This window comes from Clostridium celatum DSM 1785, from assembly GCF_000320405.1.
In the GTDB taxonomy this organism is placed as follows: Bacteria; Bacillota; Clostridia; order Clostridiales; family Clostridiaceae; genus Clostridium; species Clostridium celatum.
In genome coordinates, this window is record NZ_KB291626.1 from 47,285 (window position 1) to 54,708 (window position 7,424).

Here is a 7,424-nt window from a genome sequence, read left to right on the forward strand (position 1 = left end):
CTATTTACAAGGAATAATAAATATATATAAATTTATTAAGTAATGAATGAAAGGAAATTATTTCAATGAGTGATGATAAAGTTAGAATAATACCGCTAGGTGGATTGGGTGAAATAGGGAAGAATATAACAGTTATAGAGTGCAATGATGAAATAATAGTCATTGATTGTGGAATAGCTTTTCCTGATGAACAAATGTATGGAGTTGATTTAATTATTCCAGATATAACTTATTTAAAAAATAATATAGATAAAGTAAAAGGAATATTCTTAACACATGGGCATGAAGATCATATTGGAGCTTTGCCATATGTATTAAAACAAATTAATGTACCGTTATATGGGACTAAGCTAACTCTTGGAATAGTAAAAACAAAGCTTGAAGAACATAATATATTATCAGAGTGTACTCTTAATAATGTAGAAAGTGGAGATATAATTAAATTTAAGCATATAAAAGTAGAGTTTATTAGAAATACTCATAGTATAGCAGATTCATGTAGTTTAGCAATATTTACTCCTATAGGCACTATTCTTCATACAGGAGATTTTAAAATAGATTATACACCTATTGACAATAAAAAAATGGATTTGCAAAGAATATCTAATTTGGGTAAGGAAGGAGTAATGTTACTTATGGCTGATAGTACGAATGTAGAAAGGCAAGGACATTCTCTATCAGAAAAAAGTATAGGATTAACTTTAAATAGAATTATAGGAAAAGCTAAAGGAAGAGTTATAGTGGCAACTTTTGCATCTAATATTCATAGAATGCAACAAATTATAGATGCATCATTGTTACACAATAGAAAGGTTGCGTTTAACGGAAGAAGTATGGAGAATATATCTAAAGTTGCAATGGAACTTGGATATTTACATATACCAGATACTGAAATAATTAGTATAGATGACTTAAAGGATTATAGTAATGAAAAAATAACTATAATAACAACAGGTAGTCAAGGTGAACCAATGGCATCTTTAGCAAGGATAGCTTTTTCAAATCATAGAAAAATTGCAATAGAGCATAAAGATACATTTATAATTTCAGCATCACCTATTCCAGGAAATGATAGGCTTATTTCAAGAGTCATTAATGAATTATTTAGAAAAGGTGCAGATGTTATTTATGAGGATTTAGAAGATGTACATGTATCAGGGCATGCATACCAAGAGGAACTTAAGCTTATACATAGTCTTGTTAATCCTAAATACTTTATGCCAGTTCATGGTGAATATAGACATTTAAAGCATCATGGTGACCTAGCAGAAAGTTTAGGAATGAGTAGAGATAATATATTTATATTAGAAACTGGTAATGTTTTAGAGTTAACTAAAAATAGCTGTAAGAAGGATGGAAGAGTTAAAACAGGTGCTATATTTGTAGATGGGTTAGGTGTTGGAGATGTAGGAAATATAGTATTAAGAGATAGAAGACATTTAGCACAAGACGGAATGTTAACAATAGTAGTTACAATTGAGAGAGAGACATTTACTATAGTTTCAGGACCGGATGTAATAACTAGAGGTTTTGTATATGTAAAGGAATCAGAGGAACTGATTAAAAAGGTAAGAAGTATCGCAGTAGAAGAGTTAGAAAAATGCCTACAAGTTGGTGTAATTGAATGGTATGTATTAAAGAGTAATGTAAAAAAGGCTGTTGAAAATTACATATATGAAACAACAAAACGCAGACCAACTGTTATACCTATAATAATGGAAACATAGTTTAATTAGCAAAAGAAATAATATTAAATTGTAATAAATAGTAAGTTTTAAGTAGTATATTTAAGGTTAATCTGTCATTTTAGTTTGAAGTATATGGAAAGATAGTGTATAATGAGTTATGTAAACATTTAAATGGGGAAAAGGGGAATATTATTATGAGTGAAATAGCTACAAAAACGTACCAAGATTTGTTACAAGAATTTTCAAAAACTCCAAAGGAGGATGTTAAAGCCTTTACTGAAAAATATAAAGAGGTTTTAACTGAATTTTTAAATCTTAATGAGGTATATACTATTGCAGATAAAAATGCAAAAGTAAGTGATGTTAAAAATAATACAGCACGTCCACTTTGCGCATTAAGTAATAAAAAATTACCTTGTATGTGGTTTTTTTCAGAAAGAGAAATGGCAGAAAAGTTTGTAAATCATTTTGGACTTATTAAAGATGATGTAGAATATATAATGAAGTTACAAGGTGAACAAATAATTGGAACTGTTAAGAAAGCAATATTTAATGGAGTATTTCAATTTGCTATAGATGAAGGTAAATGTTCAATGGTTATAGTACCATATGATTTATTAAATAGGTACTTAGAAAATAAAGGTGAAGAAAAGTTTTTATTAGCAAGACAATATGAGTTAATGATATTATTTAGTTCGATGAAGTTTGGTAAAAAATCTGTATTTGCAATTGAAAGCGATGAAAAATTAGAAAATGGAATAATAGTTCCAGCAATAGATAGAGACGGTGTGTTGCGTATATTTGAAAAACAAGAAGATGCTGATGTTCATAAATATGATATTGGATATGGTAGAAAAGATTCTATGAATTTAAATTTAGTTAGATTAAGAAATTGTGTAAGCGCAGCAGTTAGTAAGAAAGTAGAAGACATGAAATTTGAAGTTGGTCAGCATATAATAGAAGTAAAGGCTAAAAAAGTATTACACATTTTAAATGAAATGATAATTCAATAATAAATATATAAATTTATAAGATCTTTGGTAGCAATATTAAAGGTCTTTTTTTTATTATAAATTTTATTTAAATTCAGTTAAAAATAATAACAATATCATTATAGATTGAAAAATGTTAGCAATATAATTATATATACAGTGAAAAATCTTAATGATAAAATATTACATATATTCAATAAAAAGTATACAAGAATAAAGAAATAAAAAAGGGGGAAGAGAAAGTGAGATTTAATAAAAGAGTAGCAGCCTTGGTAGCTATGACTGTAATTACATCTACATTATCAAATTTTACTGTAACTAATGCTACGACGGTTAATCCAGTTTCTATAGTTGAAGTGCAAAATACAATAACTATTGGAAACGAATACATGGAAAGGGTATTTTCCATAAAAAATAATAAGTTAAGTACATTAACTTTAAACAACAAGAGGGCAAATAATATTTTCGAGCTAAGTGCCTCATCTGAAGAATTTGTTATTGGATTAGTTAATGAAGTTAATAGAGGATGGGAAATATTAAGTACAGATAGTGAAGAAACAAGTTCTGAAAATGGTGCTAGTGCTAATGCCATAGATGGGGATATATCTACAATGTGGCATACTAAATATAGTGGAAGTGTAGATGCATATCCACATCATTTAGCTGTAAATTTAGGAGAGGAAAAAGAGCTAGAAGGATTCACATATACACCAAGACAATCAGGTAATAATGGTGATATTAAGGAGTATGAATTCTATGTTAGTAATGATGGAGAAAATTGGGGAGAACCTATATCTTCAGGTGAATTTACTTATTCAGGAAAGAATAAGATAGAAATTAGATTTAATCAACCAGTTTCAGGTCAATATATAAAATTAGTAGGTTTAAGTGCTGTAAATGGTCAAAATTTTGCAGCTTGTGCTGAGTTAGATATTTTGGAAGTTGGAGCTGTTGAAACAGACGAAAGTGAATTCCAAATAAAATCTTCAGATTTAACTATTGCAGATATTATAACAGAAGATTCTGCTAATAGACAAGGAAAGAAAGTTGCATTTAAGTTTGAACCTATAAATAAAAATGGTGTTAATTGGGATATAACTATGAATGTAGTTATGGAAGATGGAGATCATTTCATGAGAAAATATTTAGAAATATCTTGTGATGATCCTAGTGCTAGAATTGACTATATTGATTTAGAACATTTAAAGTTAAATGAAAGTGTAGAGCAAGAGTGGTCAAGACCACAAACTGAAGGTGCTATGATGCTTAATTCATATCAAATGGCACTTGGCCAACCAATATATATTGATGGTATGTTCTTAGGATGTGAATTCCCAGTAACAGATAACCAAATACTTTCTGATAGAACTGCTCAAATAAAATATTATTCGGGAAGAGAATTTGAAGATTTAGAAAAGACTACCGATGGTAAATTTGTAACTTGGCAAACTGTAGTAGGCGCTGCTAGAAGTACTGATCAATCAGTAATTCAAACAGATTTCTTCGAATATATTGATGAGATAGCAACAAGAACAGATTTTAGAAAGCAATATAATTCGTGGTATGATCATATGATGAATATAACTGCTGAAAATATAGAGGGATCTTTCTATGAAATAGAAAAAGGATTATCTCAATATGGGATAGAACCGTTGGATTCTTATGTTGTTGATGATGGTTGGAATAACTATGATGCTGATTTCTGGTCATTTAATAGTAAATTTCCTAACGAGTTATATGACTCAAAAGAGCAAGCTCAAAACTTTGGTTCAAACTTTGGACTGTGGCTTGGGCCAAGAGGTGGATATAACTACAATTATAAATTTGGGAAGCAAATGGAAGCAGCAGGAACAGGAGGATTTAATCCATCTTCAGGTGATATATGTGTAGGTGATCATAATTATGTAGAAAATATAACTAATTTATTTTTAGATTATATGAATAGATTTGATATAAATTATTGGAAGATAGATGGTAACGTATCACATCCTTGTCCAGTAAAAACTCATGGACATGTTACTGGTGGAGAAAATGGTATGTATATGCTTACTGAAACTTGGGAATCATGGATTGATATTTTTGCAAAAATGAGAGAGTTTAATCCAGATGTATTTATAAACTTAACTTGTTATGTTAATCCAAGTCCTTGGTTCTTACAGTGGGTAAATACTGTTTGGTTACAAAATTCACAGGATGTAGGGTTTACTGGTGGATCAGTTGATGGATCTATGATGGATGCTATGATAACCTATAGAGATGGTAGATATTATGATTTCTATGAAAGTAGAGAATTACAATTCCCAGCAGCAAATATTTACAACCATGATCCTATAAACGGAAATACAAATAAAGTTAACGGACAAACTGTTCAAATGAATGAAGAACAATTTGAGAAATATTTATATATGATAATGACTAGAGGAACATCATTCTGGGAATTATACTATAGTTTCAATTTAATGAATGAAGGTAAATGGATGGTTAACTCTGAAGTATTAAAGTGGGGAGAAGAAAACTTTGATATTTTAAGAAATGCTAAGCTTATAGGTAATGCTAGCGCTGGTAGTGGAAATGTATATGGATATTCGTCTTGGGCAGAAGATAAGGGAGTTATTTCTTTAAGAAATCCATCTTCAACTAAGCAATCATACACAATAACATTGGATAGATTAATTGGTGTTGGTGAAGGTGCTTCTAATATGGTTAAGAGCACAGTTTATCCTTATGGAGTGCCAGAAGAAAATACAACGTATAATTATGGGGACACTATAACTGTTGAATTAGAACCATATGAAGTTTTAGTATGGCAATTTGGAGATGCCGATACAAACCCTGCAGAAATTGTTGAAGTTAAAGCTGAAGATGCAAATACAATTTTAGTTGAGTTTAATGAAAGAGTTTTAGCTGATGCGGCTAATTATTCAATTGAAGATAATATTATAACAGATGCTGAAATATTAATGAATCGTAGAACTGTTAAATTAACTCTTGAGAATGATTTGGAGGTTGGTAAAGAATATTCTATAAAAATTAAAAATACTAGTGATTTAGCTGAAAATACTACTTCAAAAGATGTTACTTTCAAATTATATGAAGATAATAAGATTGTAGTTGTTAATGGAAAAGAAGATTTGAAGAATGCTAGCAGCTTAAAAGAAGGTAAAGGTCCAGTAGAAAACATTAAATCATTAATGCTAGATAGAAATAAATTTGAAGTTAATAGCAGTAATTCAGTTAATGGTGTTAAGGATTTTGGAGTGTCAATGATGATTAATACTACAGATTCTAATGCAACATTATTATCGCAAGGTGAGGAATATTCTTTAAGAATTAATGAATCTGGAAACTTAGAATTTACATCTAATGGCGTAACGGCTATATCAAAGGTTGCTATAAATGATGGAGAATGGAATGATATCACTGCAGTAAGAGAAAATAGTGGTCTATTAAAAATCTATGTAAATGGAGAGTTAGATAGTTCTGCTTTTGATGAAACTTTAGGTATAAAAGACATACAAAAGGCTCCAATAACTCTTGGTAGTGAAGAATTTATAGGAGAAATTTCTCATGTTATTGTAAGAGATGTAGCACTAGCTTATGATGAAGTGGAAACTGTTTTCGAAGAAGGCGGGATTACTGAAGGAAATAAGATCCCTCAATCTCAAATGACTATATTTGCTACAAGTGAAGAAAATGGAAGTGAGGTTAACTTAAAGGAAAATGCCATTGATGGAAATAAAAATACTTTCTGGCAATCGTCTACAAGTAAAGATAATACTGTTGAAAGACAATATTTAACTTTAGATTTAGGAAAATTATATAATGTATCACAAGTAGACTATACAGCAAGATATCATGAAAGCCTTGGATTGAATTGCACTGGTAATATTCTAGAGTATGTTATTGAAACAAGTATTGATGGTGAAAATTGGATAGAAGTAAGTAAAGGACGTACTTCAACTGAAAATGCAACAACAGAAATAGCATTTAATGCTATTGAGGCACAGTATGTTCGTATTTCAGCAGACACAACTTATCATTGGCAAGATGCGTTAAGAAATACAACTGTTTCTGTGGCAGAAATAAATGTTTATGGTGATGAAGTAAAAGAAGAAGAGGCAACAAATATTGCACTAAATAAAAAAATAACTGGTTACTGGACAAAGGATAATTCATTAGTTGATGTAAATAAGGATAAGCCATTAACTAATATAGTATCAGGAAATAAGGAATTAGGGGATTATTCTGATTTTGGAAGTGATAATAGAGCTGAATCTTCATATATTCAAATTGATTTAGATGGTAGATATGATATTGAATCTATGAATTTATATCGTTATTGGCAAGATGGAAGAACTTATAATGGAACTGTTATAGCTATTTCAGAAAAAGAAGATTTTTCTGAAAGTACTATAGTATATAACTCAGATTCAGAAAATTTCCATGGTTTAGGAAGTGGAACTGATTCAACTTACGCAGAGACATCAGAAGGAAAAACTATAGAGTTTAATGCTACTACTGGAAGGTATGTAAGAGTTTATATGCATGGAAGTAATTCTGGAAACACAAATCATATCGTTGAGCTAGAGGTTATGGGAAAAGAATCCAAAGGAGAAATTCCAGAAAAACCAGAAATTCCAGAGACAGAACAAACTGGAATTAACTTAATAGCACCAACAGAAGTGGCAGTTGGAAAAGATTTTGAACTTAGGGTAAACTTAAGCGACATAAAAGAAAATATGTA

General features: G+C 29.9%; 3 protein-coding genes. All 3 read left to right on the forward strand.

What is annotated here, in order from left to right; all coding sequences use genetic code 11:
• Positions 1 to 65 precede the first annotated feature (65 nt).
• Entirely contained in the window at positions 66 to 1,727 is a 1,662-nt protein-coding gene (locus tag HMPREF0216_RS06200; protein WP_005212563.1) for a ribonuclease J, read from the forward strand.
• A 155-nt stretch (positions 1,728 to 1,882) separates the two neighbouring features.
• Positions 1,883 to 2,701, forward strand: a complete 819-nt coding sequence (locus HMPREF0216_RS06205) for a hypothetical protein (RefSeq protein ID WP_040419127.1) — start codon at positions 1,883 to 1,885, stop codon at positions 2,699 to 2,701.
• A 221-nt stretch (positions 2,702 to 2,922) separates the two neighbouring features.
• On the forward strand, positions 2,923 to 7,424 hold a 4,502-nt coding region (locus HMPREF0216_RS06210; protein ID WP_005212568.1), incomplete at its 3' end, for a discoidin domain-containing protein.